This window comes from Bradyrhizobium sp. BR 1432 (genome assembly GCF_051547705.1).
Taxonomy (GTDB): Bacteria; Pseudomonadota; Alphaproteobacteria; order Rhizobiales; family Xanthobacteraceae; genus Bradyrhizobium; species Bradyrhizobium zhanjiangense.
Genome location: NZ_JBPUGF010000003.1, coordinates 2,158,916 through 2,183,754, shown reverse-complemented (window position 1 = coordinate 2,183,754; position 24,839 = coordinate 2,158,916). Strand labels below are relative to the sequence as shown.

Below are 24,839 nucleotides of genomic sequence, written 5' to 3'. Positions count from 1 at the left end.
CCTCGCCAATCGGCTACATGAAGCCTCGACTAGCACCCGTAGCTCAGCTGGATAGAGCGTTGCCCTCCGAAGGCAAAGGTCACACGTTCGAATCGTGTCGGGTGCGCCAATAAATTCAATTGGTTAGGGGCCGTTCGGCCGTTCGATCTCTTCGCTTGCGTAAGCGATGGGTAAGCAAATCAATGGAATTAGGCTCTTTCGACGACCATCGAGTTGATGTCCGCCTCCATCGTTGCATCGGTTAACCGCGATCCCCGCAAGCCACTAACGAGATCACACTCGCCCACCTGTCGCAGAGCATCCGCCGCGCCAGTCAAGAACCCAACCAATCGCCCGCTGCCCGATGAAGCCGCCCAAGTAGCCCAGCATCGAATGCGCCGCGCGCGTGGTGCCGTAGTGCGCTGTGTTATGATTCCCCATCACTCAGGCGCCGTACTCATGTGCCGCAAAGCCAATCTTGCCGACGACCGCATCAAGAAGCTCTGCAGCAGCATCACCGAAAGCCAGCTTTCTGAGATTGCCCAGATGAAGGACTTGCTCAACCGCGAGCAGAAATCAGCGCAAAGCAGCTCGCGCTAATCTGCCCATCGCCGCGAGTTCCTTCGCCCTGTGCTCGGCGCGCTGAACCGTGGAACACATCGCGATGTCGATATGTTCTCTAAGCGGAGTGGCAACCCGCTCCATGTTCCTTATCGAGGTTGTGCTCGCCCACATCAGAACTGACCTCGGCACTCTGGCCGCAGCGTTACCTGAATCGCGGTGACTCCTGGATTCGAAAGGACGGCAATGGCGCGATGGGACTTACGGGATCGGTTCTCATTTGAGGGACAGAGCATCGCCTGGGGCGTTGCGGGCGAGGGGCGGCCGGCCGTTGTCGTGCATGGCTCGCCCTTCTCCTCGCGTGAATGGCGTCGGATTGTGCCCTGGCTCGCTCGGCACCGGCGCGTTTTCTACTACGACCTTTTGGGCTACGGCCAATCGGCCAAGCCAGATGCGGACGTCCTCCACGAAGCCCAGAACGGCCTGCTCGCCGCTCTCGCGGGTCACTGGAGCATCGACCGGCCAGACATTATTGCCCACGACTTCGGCGGTTCGGCCGCGCTGCGCGCGCATCTACTGGACGGCGTCGAGTACCGCAGCCTCATGCTGATTGATCCCGTCGCGATCAGCCCGCAAGGCTCGGTTCTCGTCCAGGCAGCAAAGGCGCACCCGGGTGTGTTCTCCGGATTGCCAGCCTACGTGCACGAGGCGATTCTGCGCGCCTACATAAGCGCCGCGGTGAAGTACCGCCTGCGCGAGGAGGACATGCGGGCTTACATAGAGCCATGGCTTGGCGGCGAGGGGCAGAACGCCTTCTGGCGACAGATCGCACAGATGGACGACAAATATTCGCAAGAGGTGGAAGGGCGGTACGGCGAGATCCGGTGCCCCGTCGCCATTCTGTGGGGCGAGGAGGACGAGTTCATTCCATTGGTGGATGGCAAGGAACTCGCCCGACGCATTCCGGACTCTTCGTTCACAGTCATTCCCGATGCGAAGCACCTCGTCCAGGAGGACGCGCCGGAGGCGATCGTCGCCGCGGCCCTTGACTTTTGGGGCCGGCTGGACCCGAGGAGCTAACCGCATCGCGGCGAAAGCGCTTGTTTTAAAGACCTGTTTGTTCTGAATCGCGTTCTTTGCGTGTGCCGCAGGTCAGCTTCCGGCACCTGCCGTATCGGCAAACGGCGCACTGGGCTCGCACACGTAGAACAACGCCATGCGCGCTGGCACGTCGCCCTTGTTGAACCCGGTCATATTGATACCGACCGGTTCAACGAACACCTGTCCTGCCTCGATCGCTATCGGTTCCCGGCCGTCCAGAGCCAGTGTGAACGTGCCCTCCAACATATACACGGTCACCGGAAACCGGTGCGAGTGATACGGGGTGACGTCGCCCGGCAACAGCGTAGCGAAAAGCACCCGCACCTCCTGCTCCGGAAGGCTCGGCATGCCGCTGACGACCTCGCGATGGAGCGGCGTCAGCTTGGCCATTCCGCTGTCTTGGGCGCTGCGTGTCAAGCCAACGGTCAGGCCTGCAATCATGGTCTCGACGCTGCATTTCTCGTGCATATCTGCCTCCCTTGATGGCCGGACCGAGGCTAGCAAACCGGCTCCGCGCACGGCAGCCGCAAATCTGCCAGAACGGCCCGCAGAAATGCATCATGCGGCACGTTCGAAGGCGGTCCATTGAAGCGTGGGCACGGGCCACCTCGCGCTTCGCTTCGCTCGATTGTATCATCCCTCCATGAGCGAATCCGACACGGTGACCGGCGAAGCCTCGCCCGTCCGCAAGATCATCCATATCGACATGGATGCTTTCTATGCGTCCGTGGAGCAGCGCGATAATCCGGACCTGCGCGGAAAGCCGGTCGCAGTCGGAGGCTCTGCGGAACGCGGCGTGGTCGCGGCCGCCAGCTATGAAGCACGCAAGTTCGGTGTTCGCTCTGCCATGCCATCCGTGACTGCGAAGCGGCAGTGTCCCGATCTGATCTTCGTCAAGCCGCGCTTCGAGGTCTACAAGGCAATCAGCCGGCAGATTCGCGACATCTTTGCCGAGCATACGCCCATAATCGAGCCATTGTCGCTCGACGAGGCCTATCTCGACGTGACGGAAAACCTACAAGGCATCCCGCTGGCGCGGGACATCGCCCTGCGCATCCGCGAGAAGATCAAGGCCGAGACGGGCCTCAATGCTTCGGCGGGCATCTCCTACAACAAGTTTCTGGCAAAGCTCGCCTCCGATCATCGCAAGCCCAACGGTCAGTTCGTGATCTCGCCGGAAATGGGCCCCGCTTTCGTCGAGACGCTGCCCGTCGGCAAGTTCCACGGAATAGGCCCGGCGACGAGCGCGAAGATGAACGCGCTCGGCATGTTCACCGGTCTCGACATTCGCAACCAGACGCTGGAGTTCATGAATGCGAATTTCGGCAAGTCGGGCGCCTATTACTACTGGATCTCGCGCGGTGTCGACGAACGTCCGGTCCGGGCCAACCGGATCCGAAAGTCGATTGGCGCGGAGAACACGTTCTCAACCGATCTCACCGAGTTCGAGGCGCTGGCCGTCGAGCTCAAACCGCTCGTCGACAAGGTCTGGCGGCATTGCGAGGCGACCGGCAACCGCGGCCGCACCGTCACCCTGAAGATCAAGTTTGCCGACTTCGAGATCATCACGCGCAGCAGGTCCGTCGCAGCGGCGGTTGCAGGACGGGACGATTTGGAACGGCTGGCTTGCGGCCTGCTCGAAGCCGAGATGCCGCTGCCCAAGCGCGTCAGGCTGCTGGGGGTCTCGCTGTCTTCGCTCCAGGTCGGCGGCGATTCGGAGCCTCAGCTGACATTGGGTATTTGAACGCGACCGGTGGGCCCCTGGGGCGAACGCGACATCTTTATCCGCGACGCGGCGCCAAACCTGTCGTAGAGACATCAAAACACGCCTTTTCGCGATTGATGTTGGGATGCTTGCCTTATTGATACGCCTCGGACTGCGCTTCGAAGACCGCATCGAGGAGCGGCGGTTTGTCGATCAGTACGTCCGAGGCAGTCTCGGGTGGACGCAGATCGCGATGCTGCTCGGTGCCGCCACCTATGCCGGCTACACCATCTGGGATTGGGTGCTCTATCCCGAAGTCGTTCCGACCACCCTTGCAATCCGCGGTGGCACTGCCCTGTTCGTGCTGCTCCCGCTGACCGCGCTGCTGTCCCGGCGATGGATGAAGCCATGGGCAGAGACGATTTTCCTCGTCTACTGCGTCATTCCCGGCTGCATCCTGCCGAGCATTTATCTCGTGCTGCCGTCAGGCTTCACGTTTGCCGCTCCGGGCATGATGATGATCATCCTGTTCGTCTCGACCATGCTGCCATTGCGGATCGGCTCGCTGGCGATTTTCTGCCTGCTGTCGTGGGTAGCGCTGCTGGTCGCCGAGACGTTCGCGCTGACCATGCCAACGGGCCTGCGATTCATCAATCATTCTCTCGTCGGAAACGCCTACGCATTGTCGCTCTATGCCGTGGCTGCGCGCGAGTACCGGGCGCGAAAGCAATTCCGAACGTCCGAGGCGCTGCAACGGGAAAAAGAACGCTCGGAGAAATCGCTCCGCGATCTCCGCGCGACCCAGGAGCACCTCGTGCAGGCAGAAAAGCTCGCCTCACTCGGGCAATTGGTGGCAGGCGTCGCTCACGAGGTCAGCACCCCGCTTGGCCTCGCCTTGACGACCTCGACAGCCATGCAGACTGATCTACAAGCAATGGCTGACGCATTGGGCGGAACGTCGGTCCGGCGATCCGATCTTACGAAGGGGATTGACCGGCTCAAGCAGGGGCTCAACCTGACCTTCGACAACCTGCACCGCGCATCCGAGATGGTGCATAGTTTCAGGCAGGTCGCCGTCCATCAGGCCGATGAGGACCGGCGCACGTTCGAGCTCAGGGATTGGCTGTCGGAGTTGACGTCCAAGCTTGGACCGCTGCTGTCGCACCACGGCCTGGCGGTCGACGTACAATGCCCGGCGGGAATCACGCTCAACAGCTATCCCGGAGCGCTTGCTCAGGTGATCAGCAATCTCGCGCTCAACACTGCCGGGCACGCCTATCCTGACAAAAGCGGCGGCAGGTTTGTCATCACAGTGAGCCAACCGGACCCGAGATCAGTCCGCCTGGTCTGTGCCGATGAAGGCGTCGGAATCCCCGAGCCATTGCAAGCGCACATCTTCGATCCGTTCGTTACGACCAGTCGGGAGCGTGGCAATGCCGGCCTCGGGCTCCACATCGCGTTCAATTTGGTTGTCTCATCGCTCAACGGTCGGCTGCGACTCGAGAGCAAGGCGGGTCCGGGAACTCAGATCGCCATCGAGATTCCCGCTGAAGCAACAGTGTAAGAGAACAGCGAAGTCTCGAGGCCTGACGCTATTGCGCGCGGTTCCCAATGAGTGAGCCAGGTGGACCTTTATGCGGTCAACCTCTCTGCAGCTCCAGCCCGGTCCTTTCGCAATCTCTCTCACGAAAACCCGCGGGCGCAAGCGTGCGCACGCCCATCCTGTGGTGGCTGATTGGGCGAAGCGGCCCGGTGCGTCATCGAGACCTCTTGAAAGTCGTCGGGCCTCATCTCGCCGGTGCCCTCGCTTCAGTCGTGACTGTGTGTCTGCTGCATCGCTGGCTGCTGGCGCGTTCGATCGGCGAGATTCCCGATTTGGCAGCCTGCTTCTGCCTTTCGTATGCGGTCTCGCTCACGATCATCGCGCTGTTTCCGGCCTGTCGCGGCGCTACGCACGCAGCGTCCGTGGCGGATGACACGATCGGCACCAAGCTCGTTGGCAAGACACTTGTTGACAAGACACGCGTTGGCAAGACAACGGAGCTGATTGCCACGTGACCGGGCACGCTAAAGCCGTGCGCCACAGCAGCGAACCGTAGTTCGCCGACCGCGGCGCACGTGTCTCAAAATGTCCCGCTCGGGCCGATCAATGCCTCACATGCTCGAACACCACGATCACGCCGGTCGGTTCCGGCTCGTGCGCCATCAGGCGGGTCAGGTCGGAATCGCCCCAATCGGCGAGGCTGACGACTTCGCCGCTCTCGCGATCGGTACCGAGCGACGGTGTGGGCTCGAGAACTTTGAGGCCCATCTCGTCGACGAAGAAGGTGTGCTCACCGAACATGCTGTTAAGCTGCGGCATGGCGGGATGTTCGTCGGGCAGCACCTGAGCACCGAGTTGGTTGACAGTCTGCTTCACTTGTTCGGATGTGAGCTTCATGAGCTGCTCCGTTCTGTCACGTCGGGTTTCATTGAGCTGAGCCAGAGCGGACGTTCCCTGCGCCGGTGTGCCGCCTGGCTCAAACTCCGAACAAGTGCTGCGCACAAATGTTCCTTAGAAATGTATTTCGTGATCGAGCGCTGCCTCTGCCGCGCTCATGGCACGGGATCGCCACAGGATGTCCACGATCCGGCGGCCAATGGCCTTCTATTGGCCTGCTACTCGCTCCTGTCCTCACCGATCGACAATGCGCAGATGCGTGACAGATACGTGTAGGGCAGGCCGGTCTCCTCGGACCAGGCGTTGAATTGCGCCTGCACTTTGGCGAGATCGCGCTTCGACTTCACCTCTTCGGCAATGTCGAGACCCGCATCGCGCAGGCAAGCCACCACGTCCTTGGAGGTCACAAAACCGTCCCAGCCGACGAAGCGCAGCAGCATCTGGCCGGTGTTGCCGCCTAACCGGCTGCCGCGCTTGGCGAGGAGATCGAGCAGCCCGATCTCGTCGGACGATGGCCATTTCGCCAGAAACTTGCCGAAGCTGCCGTGTTCCTTCGCGATCTCCTGCACGAAAGCGGCATTGTCGCGCACCGACATGATCTTGGCGCCGTTGCGTACGATGCGTGCATCGCGCAGCAGGGCTTCCCAATACTCCTCGGGCTGGAAGCTGAGCTTGGCCGGCTGGAAATGCAGGAAGGCGTCTTCGAAACCGTCCCATTTCGTCTCGATCACGCTCCAGGCAAAGCCGGCGCAAAACACCCGCTTCGTCATCTCGGCGAGGATGCGGTCGTCGCCGAGCTTCGCCAGCCGCTTGAGGTCTGGCTTGTTAGGCATCAGCTTCTCCAGCGCCTTGGGCCCGCCCTTGCGTTTCTCGGCGCGGGCACGAATGGTCTTGAAGGGGGTCATGCGGACACGAGCGGTTGAAGGGTGCGCCACGAGATCAGAATTCGATGATCCGGTCCAGCCCGCTGCGCGGATTGATCAGAAGGAGCAGCCGTGCTGGCCTGCTTCTTGCTTCGTGACATTCGGAATTTCATGACATTTTTCAATTTCCCGCGGACGGATTTTGATGCGCTGCCTGGTCGTGGCCGACCTGCATTATTCGCTGCCGCAGCTCGACTGGCTGGTCAGCGCGGCTCCGCAGTTCGACCTCGTGATCTTCGCGGGCGATGCGCTCGACATCGGCTCGATGGTTGATTTCCGCGCGCAGATCGTGGTGGTGAAGAAGTACCTCGCGCTGCTCGGCGCCAAGACCCGCGTGATCCTCTGCTCCGGCAATCACGACCTCGATGAACGCAATGCAGACGGCGAGAAGATCTCGCGCTGGATCTCGGAGGTACGAGAGCTTGGGATTGCCTGCGACGGCGACGGCCTCAGCATCGGCGGTACCTTGTTCACGGTGTGCCCATGGTGGGATGGACCGGTGGTCAAGCAGCGCCTCGTCGAGCAGCTCCGTGATGCCGCCGCCAATCGCCCGCGGCGCTGGATCTGGGTGCACCATGCGCCGCCGACAGAATCGCCGACGAAGCTGGGCGGCAAGCGCTTCTTCGGCGACGTCGAGCTGGTGCAATGGATCATGCAGTATCAGCCGGCGATGGTGATCTCCGGCCATGTGCATCAGTCGCCGTTCATCAAGGATGGCTCCTGGTTCGACCGGCTGGGCGAGAGCTGGGTCTTCAACACCGGCCTGCAGCCGGGCCGGCCGCCGACCTACATCGTGCTCGACTTCGATGCGGACAAGGCGTTCTGGCTTGCGGCCGGGGAAGCGCAATGGATCGACCTGAGCGCGCCGCTGAAGCGACCCGCCGCTCCGATTGAGAATCCGCCGGACTGGCTTAGATCGTTGGATCGGATTGCCGATCCGAGCCTGGCGAGACCTCCTGCGGCGGTAGGTTGATCATGCTCTGCAGCACCTCGCCGACCATGGCCAGATGGGAGCCATGGTCGGCATATTGCCGCTTGAGGTCGGCGAGATAGGTGTTGGCGGCGTTGAGCCGCTGGGCCAGCATCTTCGCGATCAGAAGCGCCATGCCGGGCTGCTGCTCGAGAAGCGAGGCGGCATCTTCGAATTCGTAGATGACCACATCGGAGCAGGCCCGCACCGTCGCGGTATGCGGCTGGCCCAGCAGCACCGACATTTCGCCGAGCACAGCGCCCGGCTCGGTGACGGTGGCAACCACCATCTCGCCCTTGAGCACCTCGAGCTTGCCCTGCATCAGCACGTAGAGATGGCCGCTGGTGCCGCCCTCGGTGATCACCACGGTACCGGCTTTGACCTGCCGCTCCGTCCCGCCGCTGCAATAATCCAGAACTGCGCGCATCGCCAAAGGCTCCCCTCACGGCGACAGTAGAGCATGATCCGCGCCCTACGCTTGCTCAAGATTACAGCAAGTGAAGGCCGGGCGTCACGCTCGTGAGAGCGCAGGCACCTCCTCGGGCATGATCGCCTGGAGGCCGCCGAAACGGCGTTCGCGACCATGGAAGGCGGCGAGCGCCTCGGCGAGATCGCCGGCATCGAATTCAGGCCACATCCGCTCGGTGAAATGCAGCTCGGCATAGGCGCCTTCCCAGAGCAGAAAGTCCGACAGCCGCTTCTCGCCCGAGGTGCGGATGATGAGATCGACGTCGCGCAGGCCCGCCTCGCCGGTGACGAGTTGCGAGAACGCTTCGCGGGTGAGGCTGGTCAGCGCCGCTGCCTTCGCCGCGGCATTGAGGATGGCGTCGCGCGCGGAATAATCGACGGCGATGCGCAAATGCAGCGTGCTGCCTTGGGCGGTCGCCTCTTCGGCGCGCGCGATCGCGCTGGCGATGCCGTCGGGCAGGCGGTCGCGGCGGCCGATCACGGTGAGGCGCACGCCGTTCTTGACCAGGCTCTGCACTTCATTGGAAAGGTAGAAGCGCAGCAGCGTCATCAGCGCGGCGACCTCGGCCTTGGGCCTGCGCCAATTGTCGGTGGAGAAGGCATAGAGCGTCAGCGTGCCGATGCCCTGTTTGGGCGCGGCCTCGACGATGCGTCGGATCGTCTCGACGCCGGCCTCGTGGCCGCGCAGGCGCGACAGGCCGCGCCGCGTCGCCCATCTGCCATTGCCGTCCATGATGATGCCGACGTGAAGCTTGTCGTCGCAGGACACAGGGTTACTTTGCATTACAAAGTCTCCGGTCAAAAAGGGGGTTCAGGTCGAAGCGAAACCGAGGCGTCCGAGCGGCGGCGCCTCGCGGCCGGCGGCCTTGGCGGCATCGCGCACGAGGCGTTCGAGCACGGCGAGATAGTCGAGGAAACGGCGGCGGCCGGACTTGGTGAGGCGACAGGTCGTGTGCGGGCGATTGCCCTCATAACCCTTGGTCACCTCGACGAGGCCGGCCTCCTGGAGCACGGCAAGATGCCGGCTGAGATTGCCGTCGGTGAGGCCGCAGAGCTGCTTGAGGTCGGCGAATGCCAGCCCTTTGGGATGCGCCATCAACGAGGTCAGCAGGCCGAGCCTCGCCTTCTCGTGGATGACGCGATCGAGCCCTTCGTAGGAGAACGGCGCGCTGTCAGACTTCGACATCATGGTCTCCGGACGCGACATACAGAATGGCCGCCATCACCGACTGCCCGATCACGAAGGGCAGACCCATGGTCCATGGCGATAGCGTGTGAGTTTGGCTGGCGTGCACCACCACTGCAAAGCCTGAAACGAAATACCAGGCGCCGGCGAGCGCGACGGTGCGCGGCAGCGAGCGGACGGAGGCGAAGATGCCGAGCGACACCAGGATCTGCCACAAGCCGGGCAACAGCCACAGCGTTTCCGCCGCAAATTTCCACATCACCACCGCAAGCAGCACACCGGCGACGCCTGCGGGCAGGAAATGCTCGACCGCCTGGTGGATCATGGCATCGGCGAGGCCGGAATGATGGCGGCGCGAGCGCGCGCGCATCTCGATCCCGATGATCAGGCCGGAGAGCACCGCGGCGATGAACCAGCCGATGAAGAAGTCGAGCGGCTCGCTGGTGGGATCGCCGAGCAACCAGAATTGCAGAACCGCGGTGATGAGCGCGACGGCACCTGTCGCGGCCATTGTCGCCGGGCCGTAGCCGCGGAACGCGGTGCCCGCCGCGATCTGGCTGCGGATCGTCACGATGTCGGCCAGCGCCTTGTCGAGATCGCGCATTGGCAACGCCAAAACCTCGTTCCGCCCCTGCTACCCAGAGCCCTGTTACTTTGTATTGCAAAGTATATAGCAGTGCAGAGTAAAGGCAAGCCCGGATGTCGCGACAGCCAGATCGAACTTGAAAGAACAACTGGCGGTTGCGCGACACCGCGTCCCACAGATAAGATGGAGCGAAAAGCATTTCCGGGGGCTGGTATGTGGCTTAAGTCATTTGTCGTTGCGTCTTTGTTGCACGTGGGTGTCGTCAGCGTCGCGCATGCGGCGGGACCGTTCGGCTCCGTCAATGTCGGCAACTGGATCGGCGGCGCCTTCAGCAATGACGAGACGGGAGCGTTCTCGCATTGTGCGGCCACCGCGCCTTACGCCAACGGGGTGAGTTCTCGTCGTCGCGCAGAATGCGGCCGGCTCCTGGCTTCTGAGCCTTGCCAGCCCCGGCTTTCGCTTCAACAAGGGCGATACCGCGCCCGTCGACTTCATCTTCGACGGCCAGGAGCAGGCCAGGTTGTTTGCGACCTCCAACGCCCCAAACATGGTGACGACCATCCTGCCCCTCAATGTCGCTCGCACCTTCCAGAAGGCAAGCCTGATGGTAGTGACGACCAACGGCAGCAAGCCACTCCAGTTCGTGTTGACGTCGACGGCACCCATGGTCGCGGCGCTGGCGAACTGCGTCACGCGGGTGAAGGCGGACGGGCTCAGCAAGGCCGGGGACTTCACCAAGGGTACAGCGAAGCCAGCGGCCACAGCGGACAAGCAGGCACCACCGCCGGCCAGCAAGTCCGCCAAGTCCAAGAGCGGCACCGGCTTCGTGGTCAGCGCCAATGGGCACATCGTCACGAACAACCATGTGATCGAGGGTTGCAGCGACCTCAAGGGCAATCTCACGGGCGAGGCCGCAATGGTGTTGCGCGTCGTATCGAGCGATGCAAACAACGATCTGGCCCTCTTGCAGGCGCCGTCGACAGCGACGTTCAAGGAGTTTGCCCGGATTCGCGACCGCTCGATCCGCTCCGGCGATTCCGTCGTCGCGATCGGCTTTCCCTATCACGGGCTGCTGAGCTCGGACTTCACCGTGACCACCGGTATCGTGAGCTCGCTCAGTGGCATGCGCAACGATTCGCGTTTCCTGCAGATCAGCGCGCCCGTGCAGCCCGGCAATAGCGGAGGCCCGCTGTTCGACACCACCGGGCAGGTCGTGGGTGTGGTCACCGGAAAGCTCGACAATCTGCGGATCGCGGTCGCAACCGGGAACATCCCCGAAAACATCAACTTCGCCATCAAGACCGGCGCGCTGCGCGACTTCCTCGACAATTCCGTGGTGCCCTACCAGACCGCCGAGCCGAAGAGCGAGCTCAAGACGACCGACATCGCCGGCAACGCCCGGCCCTATACGATGCTGATCTCGTGCAACGCGACGGAGCAGGCCGACGCGAAGCGGTGAAGGCGGGCACCGACCGCGCCTAACCTCCGACGTCGTCCTGGCGAAAGCCAGGACCCATTACCCCAATAAGGGGTTTGACGAAGATTGGTCGTTCGGTACGACAACCGAGCGCCATCGATAGATTCCGCGGTATGGGTCCTGGCCTTCGCCAGGACGACATCGAGAAACGAACCGCTCCCCTCACCCGTGGCAGCACGCCTCCTTCGTCGCCTGCGGTTCGTACTGGTCGCGCAGGCGAACCCAGTCCATCGGATAGGGCAAGCCCTCCTCGTGACGGCCGAGCGGCGTGAGGTCGAGGTACTGATAAGCGGCGTTCATCATATCGAGGCCGCGGGCGAAGCATGAGTAGGTGTGAAAGATCTCGCCGGCCTCGTTGCGAAAGAACACGCTGATGCCGGGCAGCTCGGGCCCGTAGAACGGCGTGGTGCCGAAATTGTACTTCGGCACGCCCTTGTCGATCTGCTCGGGTGTGAACGAGACTTCGTAATCGTAGTTGAAGTCGTTGCTTCCCGAGGAGACCCAGTCGAAGGTCCAGCCCATCCGCTTCTTGAATGCGTCGAGCTTGGCAACAGGCGCGAGCGAGATCGCAACCATGCTGGTGTCGCGCGCGGCCAGATGCGGCACCATGCGCTCGAAACCGTCGGCCCAGAACGAGCAGCTCTTGCAGGCGGCGTCCCAATCGGGTGCGAACATCACGTGCTGCACCACGAGCTGCGGCCGCCCCTTGAAGAGATCGCCGAGCGTCAGCTTGCCGTTCGGTCCGTCGAACAAATAGTTCTTGTCGACCTTGACCCACGGCAATGCACGGCGCTCCTCGGCCAGGCGCTCGCGAGCCGCAGTGAGCTCCTTCTCATGGGCGAGATGAGCCTTGCGGGCGGCGATCCATTGCTCGCGCGAGACGATCTGATGTTGCTGCATGGTGTCCTCCTCTGATCTGGATCAGGCGACGAAGGCATCGAGCTTGTCGAAGAACGAGCTCCAGCCGCGCAAATGGTTGTCGCGGGCGGTTTCGTCGAAGAATTGGGCGTGATGGAAGACCATCAAGGTGCCGCCGCTGTCCGGCTTCAGCGTGATCGTCACCAGCGATTCGCGCTCCGGCGTCGAATGCCAGGCCCAGGTGAACACCAGCCGCTCGTTCGGCACGACGTCGCGATAGGTACCGCCGGCCTCGAAATATTCGCCGTCCTCACGGGTGAAGCTGATGCGAAAGCTGCCGCCGGTGCGGACGTCGAGCTCGGCTCGAAGCGTCGCCGGCTTCATGTTCGGCGGCCCGAACCATTGCGCTAGCTGCTCGGCTTGCGTCCAGGCCGCGTAGACCTTTTCCGGCCGCGCGCGAAGCCGGCGCGTGAGTGTGAGGCTTGGGCGTTCCGTTGGGCGCTCGGCGGCGCTGAGATCGGCGTTGACGGCTGCGTTGGCCATGTCTCTTCCTCCACGAAGGCAGCAAGGCGATCGAGATTGTCGGACCAGAATTGCGCGTAGCGATTGAGCCAGTTCATCGCCTGCTCCATCGGCTGCGCGGTGAGCCGGCAGGCGACCGTGCGCCCGGTCTTCTCCCGCACGATCAGGCCCGCATCCGTGAGCACGTCGAGATGCTTAATGATCGCCGGCAGCGAGATCGGGAACGGTGCGGCCAGCTCGCTCACCGACAGGCTGTCCTGCTCGCCGAGCCGTGCCAGCAGGGCACGCCGCGTCGGGTCGGATAGCGCCGCAAAGGTCCGGTCCAGCGTCTCGTCTTGATACTTAACCATGAGGTTTAGTATAAATGCGAACCGAGATGCGTCAAGCCCGAACCTCCGCACGCGGTTCTGCACGAGCGCGTGATCAGGCAGCGGGGCAGTGGGGAACGTGGGTTGCGCTAGTATGGCGCGACGTCGCGCGTGCGGCGGTGCACTCGCGGCTGAGGTTGCATCTGGCCGTAGCCAAAGCGAGGATCGCGACCGCAGTACAACAGCCGGCCGGAGATGCTGGCCTGGCACTGCTCATAGGTGCTGTAGGCGCATTCGCCGGGATAGTCGTACTCGCCGCCTTGCGCACACCAGGGATAGTCGCGCGCGGCGGCTGGGGGAATGTTGGCGAATCCGGCAAGGACCGTCACGCCGAGCGTCAGCAGCGCCAATTGGGTGTTGCGCATGATCCAACTCCTCTCTTGCTGGCGTCAGATACGCCACCATCCTCACGAGGTTTCGTCGCGCCGGTTTATTCCAGATCAAGTATATCGCGCGCGCAAGAAAAAAGCCCTGCCGAACGGCAGGGCTTCAATCGCGTTCATCACAAGATCGCTACTCGACCTTCAGGCCGGCGAACTCGACGACCTTCTTCCACTTCTCGGTCTCGGCCTTGATCTCCTCGCCGAACGCCTCGGGCGTCTGCACCCGCGGCTCGCCGCCGAGCTCGACCAGACGCTTGGCCATGTCGGGCTCCTTCATCAGCGTGTTGATCTCGCTGTTGAGCTTGGCGATGATCTCCTTCGGCGTGTTCTTCGGCGCGCCCATGCCGAACAGCGCGCTGGCTTCATAGCCCTTGACGGTGTCGGCAATCGGCTGCACGTCGGGTAATTGCGGCGAGCGTTCCGTGGTGGTGACGCCGATTGCGCGCAAGCTGCCGGAGCGGATGTGCTGGATGATCGAGGGCATGTTGTCGAAGATCACCTGCACCTGGCCGCCGAGCATGTCGGTGATCGCGGGCGCCGCGCCGCGATAGGGCACGTGCTGCATCTTGCAGCCGGTCATGGCCATGAACATCTCGCCGGACAGATGCACCGAGGTGCCGTTGCCGGACGAGGCCATGTTCACCTTGCCGGGATTGGCCTTCACATATTCGATGAACTCGGCGACGTTCTTGGCCGGCACGTCCTTGTTCACGGTCATCACGTTCGGTACGCGCTGGAACGAGGCGACCGGCGCGATGTCGCGCACGAAGTTGAACTTCAGGTTGGCGTAGAGCGAGGCGTTGATGTAGTTGGCCGGGTTGACCAGCTGCAGCGTGTAGCCATCGGGCTCGGCGTTGATGACCGATTCGGTGGCGATATTGTTGCCGGCGCCCGGTTTGTTCTCGACCACGAATTGCTGGCCGAGCCTTTCCGACAGCCGCTGGCCGAGCAGCCGCGCCAGGATGTCGGTGGCCCCGCCCGGCGGATAGCCGACCACCCATTTCACCGGACGGGTCGGATAATCGGCGGCAAGGGCCTTGGACAGCGGGGTGGCTGCAAGCGGACTGGCGGCGAGCAGGCCCAGCGCGGTACGGCGAGTGATCATCTCAAGGGTTCTCCCAGTGTTGTTCTTGAAGGCCGGATATCTTGTAAAATGTCGTCGGCGGGGCTTGTAACAAAGCTTGGCGCAGGCGGAAAGTGCACGGGGCGCATCACGACGAAAGGATGAGACATGCCGGTCAAGGTCGAGGCTCTCGATCATCTCGTGATCAACGTCGCCGACGTTGCGGCCACCGCGGAGTGGTACCGCAAGATTCTCGGCATGGAAGTCAAGGTGTTCGACCCCGGCGGCGGCAAAGCGCCGCGGACTTCGCTACAATTCGGTAACCAGAAGATCAACGTGCGGCCGCGCGATGGCGACAAGGTGGAGTGGTTCACCGCGGACCACCCAACCGCCGGCAGCGAGGATCTGTGCTTCCTCACCTCCGCCGCTCCCGAAGAGGTGGTGGCGCATCTGCAGGCCCATGGCGTCGCGATCGAGGAAGGGCCGGGCCCGAGGCAGGGCGCCCGCGGCACGCTGCGCTCGGTGTATTGCCGGGATCCCGATGGCAGCCTGATCGAGATCTCGTCGTATGAGGATTAGGGCCTGGCGGCCGGCCCCAAGCACCGTCATTGCGAGCCAACGGGTCCGCGCGAAGCGCGGCCCGATGACAGGCTCCGCGAAGCAATCCAGACTGCTTCCGCCGGAACAGCCTGGATTGCTTCGTCGCAAGGGCTCCTCGCAATGACGGAGGAGAGAGCGGGCGGCCCCACGCCATTTGCTTCCCGCGCCATCGGGTGGCAGGAAGACGCAATAATCCAAAGACAGCCGCCATCAAGATGCAGGCTGCACGGGAGGACACATGCCCATTCAACAGACCGCCGCCGGAATCGTGGGCCCTTTCGACGGGCTCGACGTGCCGTGGCTGCTGAAGCTGCGCGCCGAGGTGCGCAGCTCACATCCGTTCCTGATCTGGGCGCCGTTCGATGCGCCGGCGCGACGCTGGAGCTATGGCGAGTTTCACGAGCGGGTCGGCGCCCTCGCGGCGGGCCTCGCAAGGCGCGGCGTCAGGCGGGGCGAATATGTGCTCGATCCATCTCGACAATTGCATTGAGGCGATGCTGGCGTGGTTCGCCTGTGTCGAGCTCGGGGCCGTCGCGGTGACCACCAACACCCGCTCGGCGCCGGCCGAGATCGCGTACTTCGCCGATCATTGCGGCGCGGTCGCCGCGATCACGCAGCCGGCCTATGCGGAAGTTGTCGCGCAGAACTGCCGCAACATAAGCTGGATGGCGGTGACCTCGCACGATGCGGGCACAGCGCCGGCGCAAGCGGTCGCGCGCGGCGACAGTTTCGAATCCCTGTTCACTGAGAGCGCGGATCGCCCCAGGCGCGCCACCGATCCGCTCGCGCCGTGCAGCGTGCAATACACCTCGGGCACGACGTCGCGCCCCAAGGCCGTGCTGTGGACCCACGCCAATGCGCTGTGGGGCGCCAAGATCAACGCCGCGCACGAAGACCTTCATGCCGGCGACGTGCACCAGACCTATCTGCCGCTGTTCCACACCAACGCGCTGGCCTATTCCATGCTGGCGACGCTGTGGGTCGGCGGATCTTGCGTGATCCAGCCGCGCTTCTCCGCCAGCCGGTTCTGGCGCGTCGCGCGCGAGCACGGCTCGACCTGGACCTCGACGATTCCGTTCTGCATGAAGGCGCTGCTCGAGCAGGAGATCCCGAACGACCACAAATTCCGCCTGTGGGGCAGTGCGATCAACGAGCCGCCGGCCTTCGCCGCGTTCGGCGTCAAGATCATCGGCTGGTGGGGCATGACCGAGACCATCACCCACGGCATCGTCGGCGAGGTCGATCAGCCCAACATCCCGATGTCGATCGGCCGCGCGGCGAGCGAGTATCAGATCCGCATCACCGATGATGACGGCCGGCCGACGGACGTCGGCGGCACCGGCAATCTCTCGATCAAGGGCATCCCCGGCCTGTCGCTGTTCGCCGAATATCTGCACAATGAGAAGGCGACGCGCGAGAGTTTTGACGAGCACGGCTTCTTCCTCACCGGCGACCGTGTCGAACGGCTTCAGAACGGCTACATCAAGTTCGGCGACCGCGCCAAGGACATGCTGAAGGTCGGCGGCGAGAACGTCGCGGCCTCCGAGATCGAGCAGGTGATCGCGCTCGTTCCCGGCGTGCGCGAGGCGGCGGTGGTGGCGAAGACCCATCCGATGCTGGACGAGGTGCCGGTCGTCTTCATCATCCCGCAGGGCGGCGTCTTGGGTGCTGCGCCCGACCTGCATGATCGCGTGATGGCGGCCTGCCGCGCCGGCCTTGCCGACTTCAAGGTGCCGCGCGAGATCAGGCTCGTCGACGACATGCCGCGCTCGACGCTGGAGAAGGTGGCGAAGGCGGAGCTAAGGAAGATGGTGGGGTGAGGCGCCGCCAAACGGCACGCTGCCGTAGGGTGGGCAAAGCGACTTGTCCGCCGCAGCTCGAAGAGCGAAGGCGGAAGCGTGCCCACCATTGTCACCGCGAACGCCGATGCATGGTGGGCACGGCGCGCAAAGGGCGCGCCTTTGCCCACCCTACGGCAGCGGGCCTTCGCCAGGACGACGATGAAATCAAAACGCCCCCAGCGCCACCGGGCGGAACGCCTGCAACAGCTGCTGGTCGAGCTTGCCGCCCATGCCTTCCATCATCGTGAACGCACGCGAGTGGGTGAAGGGCATGCGGTAGGCACGCTTCTCCACCAGGGCGGCGTAGATGTCGACGATCGTCGTCAGCCGCACGATGTCGCTGATCTGGTTCGACGACAGGCCGTTGGGATAGCCCGAGCCGTCGAGGAATTCGTGGTGATGCAGGATGACGTCGAGCATCTCCGGCGGGAAGCCGCCTTGCGCGGCGAGCGCGTCATAGCCGCGGCGCGGATGCTGGCGGACCTCGGCCATCTCCTCGTCGGTGAGCTTGCCGGGCTTGTCGAGCAGCGCGGAGGGAACGAAGGCCTTGCCGACGTCGTGCAGCAGCGCGGCGCGGGTCAGGCGGCGCTGGTCGTCCTCGCGCATGCCGAGATGCTGGGCGAAGGCGACGGCGAAACCGGTGACGAACAGGCAGTGGCGATAGCTGCCGACATGGTGGCAGCCGACCGTGGTAAGCCATTCGCGCAGCGAGGAGTGCTTGATCGCCTTCAGGATCTTGCTCTCGGCGGCAATGACGTCGTCGAAGGTCAGGGGCACGCCGAGCGGCAGCTTCTCGAACATCTTGGCCAGGACCGCATGCGCCGCCTCGACGCCGCGGTTGAGCGTCTTGCCGCGATCGGTCGCGTCATAGACGGCGGTGTCCGGGAAGGCGGAACGGATGCGCTGAAGGATGGCGTCCGCCTGCAGCGGGCGCGAGATGGTGTCGGTGGCGCCCAGCGCCCAGGCCTGCATGGTGCCGTGATGCAGGGCGTCGGCGAGCACGAACAACCGCGGCATCGACCGATAGGCATCGCCGCGCAGCTTGTTGCGCACCCGCTGCACGCTCTCGGGCGAGCGCAAATTGATGTCGACGACGAGGCCGGAGAGATCGCGCGACGGCTTCTCGGGAATGTCCTGGGTCGTGACCGTCGAGACCTCGCCAACCGCTTTCAGGATGCTGACGAGCTCGCTGCTCTCGTCGCTCCGGTCGGAGGCGAGCAGAAGCCGGCGTTTGGCGGCGGGTTTGGCTGAGGCGTTCATGAACTTCCCCAAAAGGAACCGAGAGCACGAGTATTGGCCTTAAGCCTAAGCCGGATCAGGTTCTCTGGCCCTTAAGAGGCGTGCTCAATGGAACCCTGCGGAATTGAGTGCAATTTGAGGGATTTCCGCAAAAAGTCGAAAAACAACCCCATGCACAGTAGCCGGTCATTGATAACAAAGAGAATTTTTAACCCTACAGTCTCCGTCATGGCCGGGCTTGTCCCGGCCATCCACGTCTTGCCCGCGGCACGCAGAACGTGGATGCCCGGGACAAGCCCGGGCATGACGGCGAGTATGGAGATGCAGGGCACCCCAAAGGAAATCCGCCGGAGGTTGGCCTCCGGCGGATCATCTTACGCAACAATCGCGCTCGGTCTCACGCCTTCATGCTCGCCTTCACGGCTTCGGCTGTGATCGGCAGCGCCCGGACGCGGGCGCCGGAGGCGTTGAAGATGGCGTTGCCGATGGCGGGGGCCACCACCGTCACCGCGGGCTCGCCGACGCCGGTGGCCTTCTCGCCATTGGCAATCACGGCGACAGCGACCTCGGGCGTCTGGCTCATGCGCAAGGGCGTGTAGCTGTCGAAATTGGTCTGCTCGATGCCACCGTCCTTGAGTGTCGCCTTCTCGTACATCGCCAGCGACAGGCCCCACAGCGCCGCACCCTCGACCTGGGCGCGGATGTTGTCGGGATGTACCTGGGTGCCGACGTCGGTTGCGACCGTGAGCTTCTTCACGGTCACCGCGCCCGACGGCGCCACCGCGACATGGGCGACGCACGCCGTCCAGCTCGCACTCGCCCGTTCCTGCGATGAGACGCAGGCCACGCCCATGCCTTCTCCCTTGGGGAGTTGCTTGGTGCCGTAGCCGGACAACCCCATCGCGGCGAGCAGCGTGTTGCGCAGCCGCTGCGCGCCGCCGTCGTTCTTGCCCGCGCCATCGAGCAGCGAGATGCGGAACTGCGCCGGATCCTTGCCCGCCGCCGCCGCGATCTCGTCGATCATGCTTTCGACCGCCCAGAAGGTCCAACCCGGCGCCACCGAACGGAGCTGGCCCGACGGCGTGGCGTTGTGCGCGAGCTCGTTCTTGATCGCGCGCACATAATGGTTGGGCACGGTGTAGAAGAAGTCGGCCCCGTTCACCGTGAAGGAATTCGAGCGGACCTTTCTTGTCGACCGACGGCGTCAGGAAGTCGGGGATTCCCCAGCGCGCGGTCGGCCAGGCCGAGACCACGTCGTGGCTGATCGCAATGAGCTTGCCATCGCCGTCCACGCCGGCCTTGACCTTTTGATAGGTGAGCGGGCGCGAGAAATCCATCGTCATGTCGTTCTCGCGCGAGTAGATCACCTTCACCGGCTTGCCGACCGCCTTCGCCGCCTGCACCGCCGGAATCATCATGTCGGCATCGAGACGCCGGCCAAAGCCGCCGCCGAGCCACATCTGGTGCATGACCACGAACTTCGGATCGATTCCGGCAGCGCCTGCCGCGATCGCGCCGGAGCGCGTCGCGAACTGGTTGCCGGAATAGATGTGCAGGATCTCGCCCTTGAACTCCGCCGTCGCGTTCATCGGCTCCAGCGGCGCGTGGATGTTGATGCTGGTGGTGTATTCCGCCTCCAGCACTTTCGCCGCCGAACCGAACGCGGCGTCGGGATCGCCGTCCTTGACGAAGAACTGGCCGGAATCCTCCAGCGCCTGAAGCCGCTTGGCTTCATCGAGCAGCGACTGGCTCGACAGCTTGGCGTTCGGACCGCCGTCATAGGCGATCTTCAGCGCCTGCGCGGCCTTCTTGGCGTTGGCATAGGTGCCGGCCACCGCGACGACCCAGCCCGACGTCGTTCCGGTCTTGTCGTCGAGCGTGACGGCCTTGATGAAGCCCGGCACCTTCTTGGCGCCGCTGTCGTCGACCGATTTCACCGTGGCGCCGAAGCGCACCGGCGGCGTGACCACCGCGCCATAGACCATGCCCGGCAGCATCACGTCGATGCCGTACTTTGCCGTGCCGTTGGTCTTGGAGGGGATGTCGAGCTGCGGCACCGAGACGCCGATCATGGTGTATTGATCCGGCGTCTTCAGCTTGATCGCCTTGAGCTCATCCGGCGTGAAGGTTTTCGTCGCTTTGCCGCTTTTCACGATTTCGGCGAACGACATCTGCTTCTTCGACTTCGGATGCACGATCATGGAATCGCGCACCACGAGCTCGCTGGCCGGCACACCCATCGCGGCGGCCGCGCCTTCCGTCAGTGCCATGCGGCCCGCGGCACCCGCCCGACTCATCGCCTCAAAATTCATCATGGTCGACCAGCTGCCGCCGGTGATCTGCGCGCCCAAGACGGGATCGTTGAACTTCGGATCGTTGGAGGCAAGCGTGACGCGCATGTCGCTCCACTTCGCGCCGAGCTCCTCGCAGACGATCTGCGCCATGGTGGAGGCGATGTGCTGGCCCATGTCGGCCTTGCCGCAGGTCACGGTGACGAGACCGTCGGGCGAGATCGCATACCAGACGCTCGGCTCGAAATTGGCAGGAGCCGCAGCCGCCGCAGAATCGATGCCGGGTACGCCGGCATAGCCGAGCACCAGGCCGGTGGCGGCGGTGCCGACCAGGAAGGAGCGGCGGCTGAGATCGGTCGTCTCGGGGGTCACGTTCTTCACATGCTCGTTCATGTGGGCCTCCGTTCGCTGGAGGTGGCGGACGCGGTGCGCATCTCGGATGCGGCGCGCATGATCGCCTTCTGGATCCGCGAATAGGTCATGCAACGGCAGAGATTGCCGTCCATATGCGCCACGACCTCTTCCTTGGTTGGATTGGGATTCTTCGCAAGCAGCGAGGCCGCCTGCATGATCTGCCCGGACTGGCAGTAGCCGCATTGCGGCACCTGTTCGGCGATCCACGCCTTCTGCAAGGGATGATCGCCCTTGGCGGACAGGCCTTCGATGGTGGTGATCTTCTTGCCGGCGACGTCGCCGACCATGGTCTGGCACGAACGCACGGCTTCGCCGTTGACGTGCACGGTGCAGGCCCCGCACAGCCCGGCACCGCAGCCGAACTTGGTGCCGGTCATCTGCAATTGCTCGCGGATCGCCCAGAGGAGCGGCGTGTCGTTCGCCGCATCCACGGACAGACTCCGCCCGTTGATGGTGAGAGTTGGCATAGGCGTCTTCCCCTGCCGGTGCATGAAGCCGCTTACGGCGGCAACTTGTCTGGCGGACGCCCACCGGGCTGGCGTCCCGCCTTGGCAGCGAGCATGATCGCGTTCACGCGCGGAGGCAAATGCAATTTGGAAGCAGTCGAAAAGGCCAGCTCTGCGCTTGCTCGTTGTGCGCCGCGCCAACGGCGCCGACACAGCCACTGGACACAACAGCACGTGCGCCAGACATGCGTGCCATCGCATTCAGGCAGTTTCTTCGAGGTAACTTGGCGGACTAGACTGTGACGAAGTGAGCTGAAGTCATAGCGGCGCCACGAACGTCCCTCTCCCCTTGCGGGAGAAGGTGGCGCGAAGCGCCGGATGAGGGGTTCTCTCCACGCGCGAAACCATTCGTGAGGATAGAGACCCCTCACCCGGCTTCGCTTCGCGAAGCCACCCTCCCGCAAGGGGAGAGGGTGCAGCGACGCCCGCGGCGAGAAACAGAAGGGTAGGAGACATGCCGAAGATCAATCGGGACGGCGTCGGGATCTATTACGAAGTCCATGGCGAGGGGCCGCCATTGCTGCTCACTCACGGTTATTCCTCGACGTCGGCGATGTGGCATGGGCAGGTCGATGCGCTCGCGAAAGACCACAAGCTGATCTTGTGGGACATGCGCGGCCACGGCCAGTCCGATTACCCCGACGATCCCAAAGCCTACAGTGAAGCGCTGACGGTCGGCGACATGGCGGCGATCCTCGATGCGGTCGGTGCGAAGCGCGCCATCATCGGTGGTCTCTCGCTCGGCGGCTACATGTCGCTCGCGTTCTATCGCGCGTACCCGGAGCGTGCTCGCGCGCTGCTGATCATCGACACCGGCCCCGGCTTCAAGAAGGACGACGCGCGCGAAGCCTGGAACGCGCGGGCGCTTGCCACCGCCGACCGGCTCGATCGTGAAGGCCTCGACGTCTTGAAATCGGCAACGCGCGAACGCGCCACCGCCAGCCATCGCAACGCCAGGGGGTTGGCGCTCGCCGCGCGAGGAATGCTGACCCAGCGCGACGCGCGCGTGATCGAGCTATTACCCGAGATCAACGTGCCGTCGCTGGTCGTGGTCGGCGCCGACGATACGCCGTTCCTGGCGGCGTCCGACTACATGGCCGGCAAAGATCCCCGGCGCACAAAAGGTCGTGATCCCCGCCGCCGGACATGCCGTCAACATCGATCAGCCCAAGGCTTTTGTTGACGCGGTCGAGCCTTTCCTGAAGAACTTGCCGGGATAGGCCGATCAAGCAAGGACGTAGGCGATGAAGCTGATGATGCTGGCTGCTGGCATGATGTTGCTATCGATGTCTGCGCAGGCCGAGCCGTTCGGCACCATGCCGCCGCGCCGGCCCTTCGTCGCGACCTTGTCGAACAACACGCCGCTCGCCTTCGGCATGGATGCCGAGCAGACCGCGCGCGCCCTCGGACAGCCGCTGCAATATGTGCGGGGACGTCCCGGCAACGAGATCTACCTCGCTTTGCGCAACATCGGCGGCAGCGGCTTGATCCCTTACCGCCACCGCCTATTCCTGCAATTCCGCCATGGACGATTGGCAGGATGGAAGGAGGATTACGGCGAGAACTGGATGTGGGAGTGAGGGTGGCTGCGCGCCGACAATTCCGGATCGTCATGGCCGGGCTTGTCCCGGCCATCCACGTTCTTCTGCGCTGAGACAAGACGTGGATGCCCGGGACAAGCCCGGGCATGACGAGTTTGTGGAGCATTCCGAACTCTCAATCAATGATCAACCAAGAAGGACAACCCGCGTGGGACAAGACATCAAGCTGACGGCTTCGGACAATTTCCAGCTGGGCGCCTATCGCGCCGATCCCTTGGGCACGCCGAAGGGCGCGGTGGTGGTGATCCAGGAGATCTTTGGGGTCAATCACCACATCCGCTCGGTCTGCGATCGTCTCGCAGGGGAAGGCTATGCCGCGATCGCGCCGTCGATCTTCGACCGCACGTCGCCGAACTTCCAGTCGGGCTATTCGCCCGACGAGATCGCGGAGGCGCGCAAATTCGTCGCCAATCCGGACTGGGCCGCGATGCTCCGCGACGTCCAGGCAGCGATCGATGCGGCCAGAAGCGTCGGCCCGGTCGGCATCATCGGTTTTTGCTTAGGGGCAGCGTCGCCTTCGTTGCGGCGACGCGGCTGTCGGGCCTCAAGGCCGCGATCGGCTATTACGGCGGCGCTATCGTGCGCTTTGCCGATGAGACGCCGAAGGTGCCGACGCAGCTGCATTTCGGCGAGCAAGATGCCGGCATTCCCCTGACCGATGTCGCGACCATCAAGACGAAGCGGCCCGATGTGGAGGTCTTCGTCTATCCGGGCGCGCAGCACGGCTTCCATTGCGACGAGCGGGCCAGCTATGACAAGGCCAGCGCCGACATCGCCTGGCCGCGCAGCATGGCATTTTTCGCGAAGCATTTGACGAAATAGCGTGCCGTCATTCCGGGATGCGCCGCGAAGCGGTGCAGGCCCGGAATCCATCGGGCCGCGGGCTCTGCGGTGGAATGGATTCTCTGATGCGCAATTGCGCATCATAGCTCGCGACTTCGTCGCGCCCCGGAATGACGAGGGGAGAAAAGTTGGGCTGAAGCCTAGAACCAGCGCTCGCCGACGAACACAGTGTCGCCCGGCGCAAGCGGCGTGCCGAGGGGGACGACCGCGCGCATCGCGCCGCCGGCTTCCGTGTGCGTGACGGTGACGACGTCGCGCTTGGCGCGCGGCGAGAAGCCGCCGGCGATGGCGACCGCGCTTTCGACCGTCATGTTCGGCACGTAAGGATATTGCCCTGGCGCGAGGACCTCGCCGAGAATGAAGAACGGGCGATAGGCCTCGATCTCCACGGCGACCGAGGGCTCGCGGATATAGCCGTTGCGCAGGCGTGCGGCGATTTCGCCGGCGAGGCCCGCCGTGGTGCGGCCGCGCGCGGGCACCGCACCGATCAGCGGCATGGTGATGGAGCCGCCGGCGTCGATCGCATAGCTGTTGGTGAGACCTTCCTGGCCGTAGACCACGACGCGAAGCCTGTCGCCGGCGTCGAGATGATAGGAAGGGTCATAGCGCACCGGCGCCGCCATTGGCGCGGCGTAGCCGACCGGCATGGGCGCGGGCGAGGAGGCAAAGGAATTGCGCAGCGCGCCGATGGCGCCGCCACCGTCGGCAACGACGACCGGCTGCGGCGCGCTGTAGGGCTGACCATAGGCCATGGAGTCGAGATCGGCGCGCGGCGGCATCACCGCGACGGGGCCGGCGGTCTGCATGCAGCCGCCAAGCGCGGCGGACGCTGCCAGGGACGCTGCCAAGATCGACCATCGAAACGCGCGTGCAACCGGCACCGGACCTATCCCTCGAAACGAGACGGCTCCAGT

General features: G+C 63.9%; 22 protein-coding genes, 1 tRNA gene and 6 pseudogenes. 13 read left to right on the top strand and 16 right to left on the bottom strand.

Annotated features, from left to right (window positions below; translation table 11 throughout):
• Positions 1-32 precede the first annotated feature (32 nt).
• The 3 genes from ACSKB8_RS10430 (at position 33) to ACSKB8_RS10420 (ending at position 1,620) form a co-directional block, all read left to right on the top strand.
• Positions 33-109 (top strand) — tRNA-Arg (locus ACSKB8_RS10430).
• 107 nt (positions 110-216) lie between these two features.
• Positions 217-579: a DUF305 domain-containing protein gene (locus ACSKB8_RS10425; RefSeq protein WP_438103913.1), complete on the top strand. Its 363-nt coding sequence runs from the start codon at positions 217-219 to the stop codon at positions 577-579.
• 207 nt (positions 580-786) lie between these two features.
• Positions 787-1,620, top strand: a complete 834-nt coding sequence (locus tag ACSKB8_RS10420; protein ID WP_438103912.1) for an alpha/beta fold hydrolase — start codon at positions 787-789, stop codon at positions 1,618-1,620.
• A 72-nt stretch (positions 1,621-1,692) separates the two neighbouring features.
• Here the strand turns inward: ACSKB8_RS10420 and ACSKB8_RS10415 are convergent, their stop codons facing one another.
• On the bottom strand, positions 1,693-2,109 hold the full coding sequence (locus ACSKB8_RS10415; protein ID WP_438103910.1) for a cupin domain-containing protein: 417 nt from the start codon (positions 2,107-2,109) through the stop codon (positions 1,693-1,695).
• A 175-nt stretch (positions 2,110-2,284) separates the two neighbouring features.
• Here ACSKB8_RS10415 and dinB point away from each other — a divergent pair, with 175 nt between their 5' ends.
• From dinB to ACSKB8_RS10400, 3 genes are all read left to right on the top strand, one after another.
• The gene (gene dinB / locus ACSKB8_RS10410; RefSeq protein ID WP_438103908.1) at positions 2,285-3,385 is read left to right on the top strand and encodes a DNA polymerase IV; all 1,101 of its coding nucleotides are present in this window, start codon (positions 2,285-2,287) and stop codon (positions 3,383-3,385) included.
• Between the two features lie 106 nt (positions 3,386-3,491).
• The gene (locus ACSKB8_RS10405; protein WP_438103906.1) at positions 3,492-4,910 is read left to right on the top strand and encodes a sensor histidine kinase; all 1,419 of its coding nucleotides are present in this window, start codon (positions 3,492-3,494) and stop codon (positions 4,908-4,910) included.
• Positions 4,911-5,053: 143 nt separating this feature from the next.
• Entirely contained in the window at positions 5,054-5,404 is a 351-nt protein-coding gene (locus ACSKB8_RS10400; protein WP_438103904.1) for a hypothetical protein, read from the top strand.
• Between the two features lie 88 nt (positions 5,405-5,492).
• Here ACSKB8_RS10400 and ACSKB8_RS10395 read toward each other — a convergent pair whose 3' ends face one another.
• A complete protein-coding gene (locus tag ACSKB8_RS10395) occupies positions 5,493-5,786 on the bottom strand; it encodes a hypothetical protein (RefSeq protein ID WP_091898453.1) in 294 nt (97 codons plus the stop codon).
• A 218-nt stretch (positions 5,787-6,004) separates the two neighbouring features.
• Positions 6,005-6,691, bottom strand: a complete 687-nt coding sequence (locus tag ACSKB8_RS10390; RefSeq protein ID WP_438103902.1) for a DNA-3-methyladenine glycosylase I — start codon at positions 6,689-6,691, stop codon at positions 6,005-6,007.
• Between the two features lie 163 nt (positions 6,692-6,854).
• Between ACSKB8_RS10390 and ACSKB8_RS10385 the strand changes: the two genes are divergently transcribed.
• Positions 6,855-7,682, top strand: a complete 828-nt coding sequence (locus ACSKB8_RS10385; RefSeq protein WP_438103900.1) for a metallophosphoesterase family protein — start codon at positions 6,855-6,857, stop codon at positions 7,680-7,682.
• Here the strand turns inward: ACSKB8_RS10385 and ACSKB8_RS10380 are convergent.
• The 4 genes from ACSKB8_RS10380 to ACSKB8_RS10365 form a co-directional block, all read right to left on the bottom strand.
• On the bottom strand, positions 7,621-8,106 hold the full coding sequence (locus ACSKB8_RS10380) for a Crp/Fnr family transcriptional regulator (RefSeq protein WP_438103898.1): 486 nt from the start codon (positions 8,104-8,106) through the stop codon (positions 7,621-7,623). The two genes, ACSKB8_RS10385 and ACSKB8_RS10380, sit on opposite strands and share 62 nt — an antisense overlap.
• 84 nt (positions 8,107-8,190) lie before the next feature.
• The gene (locus ACSKB8_RS10375; protein WP_091898445.1) at positions 8,191-8,931 is read right to left on the bottom strand and encodes a di-trans,poly-cis-decaprenylcistransferase; all 741 of its coding nucleotides are present in this window, start codon (positions 8,929-8,931) and stop codon (positions 8,191-8,193) included.
• Between the two features lie 27 nt (positions 8,932-8,958).
• Positions 8,959-9,333, bottom strand: coding sequence for a transcriptional regulator (locus ACSKB8_RS10370; RefSeq protein WP_176946122.1), 375 nt, complete (start codon positions 9,331-9,333; stop codon positions 8,959-8,961).
• Positions 9,320-9,937, bottom strand: a complete 618-nt coding sequence (locus ACSKB8_RS10365; RefSeq protein ID WP_370990819.1) for a hypothetical protein — start codon at positions 9,935-9,937, stop codon at positions 9,320-9,322. The genes ACSKB8_RS10370 and ACSKB8_RS10365 overlap by 14 nt, the downstream gene beginning before the upstream one ends.
• Before the next feature lie 195 nt (positions 9,938-10,132).
• On the opposite strand from ACSKB8_RS10365, the pseudogene ACSKB8_RS10360 reads away from it, so the two are divergent.
• Positions 10,133-11,378, top strand: a pseudogene (locus ACSKB8_RS10360) (S1C family serine protease).
• Positions 11,379-11,558: 180 nt separating this feature from the next.
• Here ACSKB8_RS10360 and ACSKB8_RS10355 read toward each other — a convergent pair.
• From ACSKB8_RS10355 to ACSKB8_RS10335, 5 genes and pseudogenes are all read right to left on the bottom strand, one after another.
• Positions 11,559-12,296, bottom strand: coding sequence for a DUF899 domain-containing protein (locus ACSKB8_RS10355; protein ID WP_438103895.1), 738 nt, complete (start codon positions 12,294-12,296; stop codon positions 11,559-11,561).
• A 21-nt stretch (positions 12,297-12,317) separates the two neighbouring features.
• A pseudogene (locus ACSKB8_RS10350) lies at positions 12,318-12,650 on the bottom strand (SRPBCC family protein); the annotation flags it as partial.
• Positions 12,651-12,661: 11 nt separating this feature from the next.
• Positions 12,662-13,126 (bottom strand): ArsR/SmtB family transcription factor, encoded by a 465-nt coding sequence (locus ACSKB8_RS10345; protein ID WP_438103894.1) that lies wholly within the window; start codon positions 13,124-13,126, stop codon positions 12,662-12,664.
• 107 nt (positions 13,127-13,233) lie between these two features.
• Positions 13,234-13,509: a DUF3551 domain-containing protein gene (locus tag ACSKB8_RS10340; protein ID WP_438103892.1), complete on the bottom strand. Its 276-nt coding sequence runs from the start codon at positions 13,507-13,509 to the stop codon at positions 13,234-13,236.
• 148 nt (positions 13,510-13,657) lie between these two features.
• The gene (locus ACSKB8_RS10335; protein WP_438103891.1) at positions 13,658-14,632 is read right to left on the bottom strand and encodes a Bug family tripartite tricarboxylate transporter substrate binding protein; all 975 of its coding nucleotides are present in this window, start codon (positions 14,630-14,632) and stop codon (positions 13,658-13,660) included.
• 126 nt (positions 14,633-14,758) lie between these two features.
• Here ACSKB8_RS10335 and ACSKB8_RS10330 point away from each other — a divergent pair, with 126 nt between their 5' ends.
• Both ACSKB8_RS10330 and ACSKB8_RS10325 read left to right on the top strand, forming a co-directional pair.
• Positions 14,759-15,169 (top strand): VOC family protein, encoded by a 411-nt coding sequence (locus ACSKB8_RS10330; RefSeq protein WP_128940657.1) that lies wholly within the window; start codon positions 14,759-14,761, stop codon positions 15,167-15,169.
• Positions 15,170-15,428: 259 nt separating this feature from the next.
• A pseudogene (locus tag ACSKB8_RS10325) lies at positions 15,429-17,010 on the top strand (AMP-binding protein).
• A gap of 186 nt (positions 17,011-17,196) precedes the next feature.
• Here ACSKB8_RS10325 and ACSKB8_RS10320 read toward each other — a convergent pair.
• The 3 genes and pseudogenes from ACSKB8_RS10320 to ACSKB8_RS10310 all read right to left on the bottom strand — a co-directional run bounded on the left by ACSKB8_RS10320 (position 17,197) and on the right by ACSKB8_RS10310 (position 21,442).
• Entirely contained in the window at positions 17,197-18,291 is a 1,095-nt protein-coding gene (locus ACSKB8_RS10320) for an HD-GYP domain-containing protein (RefSeq protein ID WP_091898237.1), read from the bottom strand.
• A 376-nt stretch (positions 18,292-18,667) separates the two neighbouring features.
• Positions 18,668-20,954 (bottom strand): annotated as a pseudogene (locus tag ACSKB8_RS10315) (molybdopterin cofactor-binding domain-containing protein).
• Positions 20,951-21,442, bottom strand: coding sequence for a (2Fe-2S)-binding protein (locus ACSKB8_RS10310; protein WP_036002624.1), 492 nt, complete (start codon positions 21,440-21,442; stop codon positions 20,951-20,953). Before ACSKB8_RS10310 ends, ACSKB8_RS10315 begins: the two are co-directional and overlap by 4 nt.
• A gap of 493 nt (positions 21,443-21,935) precedes the next feature.
• Here ACSKB8_RS10310 and ACSKB8_RS10305 point away from each other — a divergent pair.
• From ACSKB8_RS10305 to ACSKB8_RS10295, 3 genes and pseudogenes are all read left to right on the top strand, one after another.
• Positions 21,936-22,701, top strand: a pseudogene (locus ACSKB8_RS10305) (alpha/beta fold hydrolase).
• Between the two features lie 24 nt (positions 22,702-22,725).
• Positions 22,726-23,061, top strand: a complete 336-nt coding sequence (locus ACSKB8_RS10300) for a hypothetical protein (protein ID WP_128947860.1) — start codon at positions 22,726-22,728, stop codon at positions 23,059-23,061.
• Positions 23,062-23,230: 169 nt separating this feature from the next.
• Positions 23,231-23,904, top strand: a pseudogene (locus ACSKB8_RS10295) (dienelactone hydrolase family protein).
• A gap of 161 nt (positions 23,905-24,065) precedes the next feature.
• Here ACSKB8_RS10295 and ACSKB8_RS10290 read toward each other — a convergent pair.
• Complete coding sequence (locus ACSKB8_RS10290) at positions 24,066-24,806, bottom strand: polysaccharide biosynthesis/export family protein (RefSeq protein ID WP_438103889.1); 741 nt, start codon at positions 24,804-24,806, stop codon at positions 24,066-24,068.
• Positions 24,807-24,839 lie beyond the last annotated feature (33 nt).